Annotated in this window: 5 protein-coding genes and 1 pseudogene; 2 read left to right on the plus strand and 4 right to left on the minus strand. The window is 73.5% G+C overall.

Annotated elements, in window-relative coordinates; translation table 11 throughout:
- Window positions 1-571 (minus strand): AzlC family ABC transporter permease (locus tag AB0M20_RS18835; RefSeq protein WP_364299735.1); only part of this gene is annotated, 571 nt, incomplete at its 3' end.
- A gap of 66 nt (window positions 572-637) precedes the next feature.
- Between AB0M20_RS18835 and AB0M20_RS18840 the strand changes: the two genes are divergently transcribed.
- Entirely contained in the window at window positions 638-1,195 is a 558-nt protein-coding gene (locus AB0M20_RS18840) for an XRE family transcriptional regulator (RefSeq protein ID WP_364299737.1), read from the plus strand.
- Here AB0M20_RS18840 and AB0M20_RS18845 read toward each other — a convergent pair.
- From AB0M20_RS18845 to AB0M20_RS18855, 3 genes are read right to left on the minus strand one after another with little or no spacing between them, the layout of a single operon-like run.
- Window positions 1,179-2,147: an ATP-binding cassette domain-containing protein gene (locus AB0M20_RS18845; protein WP_364299739.1), complete on the minus strand. Its 969-nt coding sequence runs from the start codon at window positions 2,145-2,147 to the stop codon at window positions 1,179-1,181. The genes AB0M20_RS18840 and AB0M20_RS18845 overlap by 17 nt on opposite strands.
- Window positions 2,144-2,944: an ABC-2 family transporter protein gene (locus AB0M20_RS18850; RefSeq protein WP_364299741.1), complete on the minus strand. Its 801-nt coding sequence runs from the start codon at window positions 2,942-2,944 to the stop codon at window positions 2,144-2,146. Before AB0M20_RS18850 ends, AB0M20_RS18845 begins: the two co-directional genes overlap by 4 nt.
- Window positions 2,937-3,737, minus strand: a complete 801-nt coding sequence (locus tag AB0M20_RS18855; protein ID WP_364299743.1) for an ABC-2 family transporter protein — start codon at window positions 3,735-3,737, stop codon at window positions 2,937-2,939. The genes AB0M20_RS18850 and AB0M20_RS18855 overlap by 8 nt, the downstream gene beginning before the upstream one ends.
- A gap of 203 nt (window positions 3,738-3,940) precedes the next feature.
- Between AB0M20_RS18855 and AB0M20_RS18860 the strand changes: the two are divergent.
- A pseudogene (locus AB0M20_RS18860) lies at window positions 3,941-7,256 on the plus strand (hypothetical protein); the annotation flags it as partial.

Raw genomic sequence — 7,256 nt, forward strand, 5'->3', positions numbered from 1 at the left:
CTCCGGTCAGGGCCACCGCCCGCGTCGTCCGGTCTCGCAACGACGGCAGGATCAGCGCGATCAGGCCGGCCGGGAAGGCCGCGTCCAGGCCCAGCGTCGCCGGGTCGCCGGTCGCACCGCCCAGCAGCACGCCCAGGGCCGTGCCGATGTTCCAGCTCGTGAAGAGCGTGACGCCGATCAACCAGTATGTGCGGCGGCGCAGGACCGGGTCCGTCTCGGCCATCGTGAAGGCGACCACCTCGTCGGTCATCAGGTGGCTGCCGACCAGCTGGTGCCATCGGCGCGGGCCGACGGTGCCCGACACGGCCAGCCCGAACGGCAGGTGGCGGGCGTTCAGCAGCAGGCCGGCGAAGACCGCCGCGAGCGGGTTCGCCGCGATCAGCCCCACCGCCAGGAACTGGCTGCCGCCGGCGAAGACGAGCGTCGACATGGCGAACGGCACCCAGGTCGGCAGCCCGTACGCGATCGCGATGGCGCCGAACGACGCACCCACCGCGATCATCGCCGCGGCGATCGCCGCCGCGTCGCGCAGCAGCCGACGGTCGTGGGGCGTTCGAGATACCGTACGCATGGTTTGAAATAATGAACGAAGTCCCCGAGTTCGGCAAACCGAACGCACCGACCGACGGAGCGAACAGTGCAGCAGCCGTCTCCCCCGCTGGCGACCATCGCCGCAGCTCTGCGCGCCGAGCGCGAACGCGCCGGCATCTCGCTCGCCGAGCTGGCCCGCCGCGCCGGTGTGGCGAAGTCCACGCTCTCGCAGCTCGAGGCCGGCACCGGCAACCCGTCGATCGAGACGCTCTGGTCGCTCGGTGTGGCGCTGGGCATCCCGTTCAGCCGGTTGGTCGAGCCGCCCGCGCCCAGTGTGCGGGTGATCCGCAGCGGTGAGGGGCCGCTGCTGGCCGCCGATCAGGCCGACTTCGTCGCGGCGCTGCTCTCCGCCGGGTCACCGCACACGCGGCGCGACATCTACGTGATGGAGCTCGAGCCGGGCAAGCCGCGGGAGGCGGAGGCGCACATCCCGGGGAGCTTCGAGCACGTGGTGGTCGCGGCCGGGCGGATGAAGGCCGGGCCGAGCAGCGAACCCGTCGAGCTGGCGGCCGGCGACTACATCGCGTTCCCGGGCGACGTGCCGCACCACTACGAGGCGTTGGAGACGGGTACGTGGGCGGTGCTGGTCATGGAGCATCGGTAGGCGATTTGTACAGCTTGGCCACGACGTCCTCGATGTCCGGCTCCACCAGCGACAGGTCGCGCACCGAGGCGACCGCCATCAGTTCGCCCACGGCCGCGGCCGCCGTCGTCGACTCCAGGGTGAAGACCACGCGGTGCCCGTCGGCCTGGGTGGCGGCGACCACGGCGCCGGGCAGCTCGAACGAAGCGGGCAACGGCGTGTCCAGCTCCACCACCAGGCTGCGCCGCGAGCCGTATCGCTCGTGCAGGGCCTCGATCGTCCCGTCATGCACCACGCGGCCGTGGTCGATCACCACCAGGCGCCGGCACAGCCGCTCGATGTCCGCCAGGTCGTGCGTGGTCAGGACCACCGTGACGTCGCCGCCGGCGTCCAGCTCGGAGAGGAACGACCGCACCGCCTGCTTGCTGACCACGTCCAGCCCGATCGTCGGCTCGTCCAGGAAGAGCACCTCCGGGCCGTGCAGCAGGGCCGCGGTGACCTCGCCGCGCATCCGCTGGCCGAGGGACAGCTGGCGCACCGGGGTGTCCATGAAGGCGTCGAGGTCGAGCAGCGACCGGCAGCGGCGCAGGCGGGCCGCGTGCTCCGCGGCCGGCACCCGGTAGATGTGCTGGAGCAGACCGAACGACTCGCTCAGCGGCAGGTCCCACCACAGCTGCGAGCGCTGGCCGAAGACCACGCCGATCCGCCGGGCCAGCTTCGTGCGCTGCGGCACCGGGACCAGCCCGCACACCCGCACGTCGCCGCCGGACGGGGTCAGGATGCCGGTCAGCATCTTCAGCGTGGTCGACTTGCCGGCGCCGTTCGGGCCGATGTAGCCGATCATCTCGCCCCGGTCCACGGTCAGGTCGATGCCGTCGACCGCGGGCACGGTCCGTTTCGTCCGGCGCAGGCGTCCCGCTTTCACCCGTACCGTGAAGTCCTTGCGCAGTTGCCTCATCTCGATGACGGTCATGATCCGGTGCTCCTGTACTGCCTGACGCCCGCGCGCCAGACCACCGCGGCGACGGCGGCCGCGACGAGCGCGACCACCGGTGAGAGGTAGCCGGCCCAGGTGGGCAGGCCGAGCGGATCGTCCCGGCCGAGCAGCACCAGCGCCGGCTGATAGGACACGAAGGCGAACCCCAGCGCGTACGCGAAGACCGCGCGGAACCAGCCCGCGAAAACCGGCATCGGGTACGAGGTGAAGTCCCGACCGCCGTACGTGAACGAAGCGCCGATCTCCCCCGAATCCACCCACCAGAACGCCAGGCTGGCGGTCAGCACGAAGATCGCCCCGAAGAAGACGAGCCCGGCGATCGGGGTGACGATCAGCACCACCACCCGGCCGGGCGTCCAGTCGATGTCGTTGAGCCGCACCGCCACCACCAGCACGACCAGGGAGAGCAGCCCGCGCAGGGCCTTGCGGAACGGCAGGTCCATGGACAGCAGCTGACCGAGCGTGCCGAGCGGCCGGACCAGCACCACGTCGAGCAGGCCGGTGCGGACGTAGACCCTGAGGTGGTCGACGTTGCCGACGACCACGTCGGCCAGCGCGAACCCCAGCGACGACAGGCTGACGATCAGCAACGCCTCGGTCAGCGTGAAGCCGGAGACCGAGCGCGTGGTGGAGAAGAGGACGACCACCGCGACGATGTCCAGCGCCGTGGTGCCGATGTTGGAGAGCATCTCGAGCGTGAAGGACAGCCGGTACGACATCAGCGACCGGAACTGGCCGCCGATCAACGCCGCGTACGCCCGCGCCTCACCCACCCTGCACCACCAGCCGGCGTTCGGCCCTCTTCTGGACGAGCGCGCACAGGGCGAGCAGCGCCACACACCAGATCGCCTGCAGCCCGACCAGTCCGGCCTGCAGCGCCGGTCCGTCCCGCTCGGTCAGCACGTCCGACGGCACCTGCAGCAGGCTCGGGAACGGTGTGCCGACATAGAGCAGCAGGGCCAGCCAGTCCGGCAACAGCCGCAGCGGGAAGTAGAGCCCGGCCAGCACGCCGGACGACAGCGTCCAGAAGAACAGCGCGCCGCGGGCGTCGTGCGCCCAGTAGGCGGTGGCGTTCACCAGGAACCGGCAGCCGAAGCAGACGATCACGGCCAGGAGGACCGACAGCGCGAACAGCGGGATCGTGCCCCAGCGCTGCGGCGCGTACAGCGGAAAGAAGATCATCCCCACGATCAGCGGCGGGAAGAACCGGGCCAGCACGGCGTGCCCGGCCCGGCCCAGGTCGGCGGCCAGGTAGCTGACCACCGGGTGCACCGGGCGGATCAGGTCGGCGGCCACGTCACCCGTCCGGATGCGGTCCGCCAGGTCGGTCCAGCCCCAGATGGCGACCACGCTGAGCAACCCCTGGCCTACCCAGACGTAGGTGGCGAGCTGCCTGGCGTCGTACCCGGCGGCTTTGTTCCCCACCGCGGCGTCGGCAACGGCCAAGAGCACATAACACCGCACAAAACCGAAGACGACGTTGGTGAATGCCCCGGCGATGGTGGCCTGCCGGTACGTGGACCAGCGGCGGAAGCCGGATCTGGAGATCGCACGGAACGTAGTCACCCAGAGTCGCCATTGTTGATCTCGCGAGATCAGGGGCACCCTGGCGTCGAGCCCGTGCACGCCGTTAATCTCCTCTCCAGACCCCCGCAGTGGAGCCGGGCGACTGTACCCCGGCACCCGGCCGCCCACCGCACCATTTCTGACGAGGTGGATCTCGCCGTGACAGAGCGTTGCCAACCGTTGGGCCACCGTCGTGGTGCCCGATGAACGGCTGGAGCTCTCACCTGGGCGCCGATCGGTGGGACGACGAGCCGGCCTGGCTCTACGAGATCACCTGGGAGTGGGAGCCGCTGCCGGGGCAGCGCTACCCGGGCGATCAGGGGCAGCGGCGCCGGGCGGTGCACACGCCGGTCTATGAGGCGTCGCCGATCTCGCCGCCCGCCGAGGAGGGGGTCGGCCCAGGACCGCGGCCGCCGGCTTCGTGGGAGTCCGACGAGCCTGTCCGGTACGCGCACAGCCCGGCACCCGCCGCCGGTCCGCCGCCGGTGCCCTCGCCGCGGCCCGGGTCGGAGCGATACGGCCCGGAGGAGCCGCGTCCCGAGTGGGCCCGGCGCGAGCAGCGCCGGATGGACCAGGTCCGCCCGACCCCGGACCGGAGCCGCTTCGGCGCGGAACGCCTCCCGAGCCCGGTTGACCCGCCGGGCGGGTCGCCGATCTTCGAGCGTGAGCGGGAGCGGCCGGGCGAGTGGGACCGCAGGCCGGGGCCCGACCGTCCCGCCGGATGGGAGCGGCCGGACCGCCCGTCCGGGCCGGATCGTCGCGGAGGGCCCGACCGTCCGGACGGAGTCGACGGGTCGCGGTACGCCGGGAGATCCGACCGCCGTGGTGGCCCCGATCGTCCTGACGACTACGGCCGGTTCGGTGGGCCCTATCAGGGTGGTCGCCCCGGCTCGTACGACGGTCTGGATCACCGTGACCGGCCGCAGTCCGGCGGCGGGCCGGATCGCCACGGCGTCGGCCGGACCGGGTTCGGCGGGCCGCCTGGACCGCCGAACGGCTACGGCGGCCCGGGCGGACGTGAGTACCCCGGCCCTGAGCGTCCGCCGGGCCATGTCCGCAGGCGGAGCGACGTCGAAGGCCGGGACGGCTCCGGCCGGCCTGATGTCGGCGCCGGGCCCGGCCGCTACGCCGGGCACGAGCGGCACGCGGCGAGAGACGACCGCCCCGGCGGATCGCGTCACGGCGCTTCGGCTCCCTACGACGGCGACCGTGCCGGCGGGCCCTACCAGCCTCGCGGCCACGTCGGCGGACCGCAGCAGGCGGATGGGCGTCCGTTCGCGGGTGGACCGGATCTTCCCGGCGGGTTTTCTCCCGTCGGTGGGCCTTCTCATCCCGGTGACTCCGATCGTCGCCGCGGGTCGAATCACCCTGGACGCGGCCGCGAGACGGATCAGGACCGGGGCCCAGGGCCGGTCAACGGTGGCCGGACGGGCGGACCGGGCCGGTTCCCGGATGCGGGTCCGTTGGGGCCCGATCCCTTTGGTGGTCCCGGTCTCTTCGGTCCGCCCGATCCGCGGGGCGTGCCCGGTCCGAACGGCTTCGGGTCGCGGCCGGGCTGGGGTCCGGCGGGACCGGACTGGGGTCCGCTCGGGCCTCCGGGACCTCCCGGGCCGGACCCGCGCCGGATGCCGACCGGCACGCCGGGGCAGCGCCCGCCGCAGGAGCCACCGCGCGACGTCAACGGCCCGGCGAACGGGCTCGTCCTCGAAGGAGAGTGGCGCGAGAACGCCCCGCCGCGCCCCGCACCGAGAGAGGTGGACGGTTCCGGCCGGCGGGCGGGCGACGAGCTGTGGGCGGGGACGCCGGGCGCGTCCGGTCCGCGAGACCGGTCCCGCGAGGCACCTTGGGTGCGGGAAGAGCCGTTGCACGAAGACATCGAGCCGCGGTCGGCGCCGCCGGAAAGCCGCAATGCCGGCGCGCAGGAGCGCTCGCCGCTGTCCGCGGACGCCTGGGACGCCGAGCAGACCTACGCGGACCTGCCGAAGCCGGAGGTCTCCGACCGCGGCGAACAGCGCCGGCATGCGGACGAGTCGCCCATCCACGAGCAGACACAACGCGATGCGCAGCGCGCCCGCCAGGCACCGCACCACGAGCCCGCCGAGGCGCACCGCCCGGCGCCTCCGGTCGACGCGCCCCGGTCCGCGCCCCCGCACGTGTCGCCGCGGCCTGCGCCACCGCGCGTGGCGCCACGATCGGCGCCTCCGATCGTGTCGCCGCGGTCGGCGCCGCCCGTCGTGCCCGGAACACCGGAGCCGCGCATCGAGGCCGGGCGGCCCGAGCCGCAGGACGTGCGGCCGGCCTTCCGCGAGGCTCCGCCGCCCGTGCAGAACACGCCGCCACCGTTCTACGGGCCGGTGCAGCCGACCCTGCGCGACGCGCGGCCCGGATCGGGTGCGCCGCCGCCCGCCGCCTCCGTCAGCGGTCCGCCGCCGACTCGGGATCAGCACCTCGGCGACGCGCCCAACTGGGGTGCGGTCGACCCCGAAACCACGTGGGCCGGGCCTCCGACGTGGGCGGATCGGGCGGATCCGGAGTCCACACTGGCCGGTCCCATCGGGCCGACCGAGTCGGCGCTGCACGCCGATCCCGCCACGACCCTGCCGGGCGTTTCCGGGCCGGTGTCCGCCCCGCCGCAAGACGCACGTCCGGCGTCCGCACCGCCGTGGCCGGCCGGACCAGCGCACGCGCCCGCCGCATCCGATCGCCCACCACCGGCGCAGGCCGGACATGCGGGGCCGGGTGAGTCCGTCGAGCCGGTCACCGCGCCGCCCGCCATGGACTACGACGCCGGCATCGAGCCGGTCACCGCTCCCCCGGCCTCCTCCGCGACCCCTACTTCGGAGCCTGAGGAGCACGGGCTCGGGTGGCTGCTCGAGATGAGCGGGCTCGGCGCCGTCACGGAGCCGGACGAGGAGCCGCCGCCGGCCGAAGAGGCCCCGGAAGCCGAAAAGGTTCAAGAACCTGCCGAGGGCGGGAAGGTCACCTGGTTCGAGCCGACGACCGATACGCGACTGCAGCGACCGGCTTCGCTGGCCGAGGCGTCGGTGTCGCCCGCCGCGGAAGGCATTCAAGAGGCGCCCTCGGCGGATGAGCCGCAGGAACCCGAGCCGGCGACCGATGGCCCGCAGAAGGCAGAGCCGGCAACGGAAAGCGCGCAGCAGGCACCGCCGGAGATCTCAGAGGAGGCGCAGCCCGCCGAAGAGGGCACACCGCAGCCGGAGGCGACCGAGCCGGACAAGGAGCTCGGCGAAGAGCCGCCCGAAGATGGGCCGGCCGTGCCGGACGCGGGCGGCGAGGACCAAGCGACCGACCCGCACGACTCGTCGGCCGAGCCGGACGCGGGGGACGATGGTGGACCGTCCATCCAGGACGCGCCGGTGGTTGCTCCCGATGCCGGGGAACGGCTGGTGGCCGCTGTCATCGGGGCGGTCGCGCCTGGCGCGACCACCGATTCAGCCCGCAGCGTGAGCCCCGCAGCCGGGGATCCCCGCAGCCGGCTCGTCGATCCGGAGCAGGTGC

Origin of the sequence: Actinoplanes sp. NPDC051633 (assembly GCF_040681735.1) — a bacterium.
Classification (GTDB): domain Bacteria; phylum Actinomycetota; class Actinomycetes; order Mycobacteriales; family Micromonosporaceae; genus Actinoplanes.

Coding starts and splice junctions, on each gene's coding strand:
- AB0M20_RS18845 (WP_364299739.1), bottom strand. CDS start 2,147: ATGACCGTCATCGAGATGAGGCAACTGCGCAAGGACTTCACGGTACGG.